General features: G+C 58.9%; 1 protein-coding gene. It reads left to right on the top strand.

What is annotated here, in order from left to right; all coding sequences use genetic code 11:
• Positions 1 to 353, top strand: a 353-nt coding sequence (locus AC1D1Y_RS27040) for a M48 family metalloprotease (protein WP_477685044.1), incomplete at both ends; no start/stop codon positions are given.

The raw sequence follows: 353 nt of genomic DNA, 5'->3' as shown, positions 1-353 counted from the left end.
GCCCATGGCCAAGTGGACTTCGGGCGTGAAAGTCATTGAGCAACCGCAAAACGCCGATGAAGCCTGGATTGTGGACACCGTGCGCAAGTTTGCCGACAAAGCCGGCATTGGTATGCCTGAAGTTGGCATCTTTGACGGCGCACCCAATGCCTTCGCCACCGGTGCATTCAAAAACTCGGCCTTGGTGGCCGTGAGCACTGGTCTGCTGCAAGGCATGACCCGCGAAGAGATCGAGGCCGTGATCGGCCATGAGGTGGCCCACATCGCCAATGGCGACATGGTCACCATGACGCTGATCCAGGGCGTGATGAATACCTTTGTGGTGTTCCTGAGCCGCGTGATCGGCTACGCGG

The sequence above is a fragment of the Polaromonas sp. P1_G1 genome, assembly GCF_056405595.1.
This window is presented reverse-complemented; position numbering and strand designations above follow the sequence as displayed.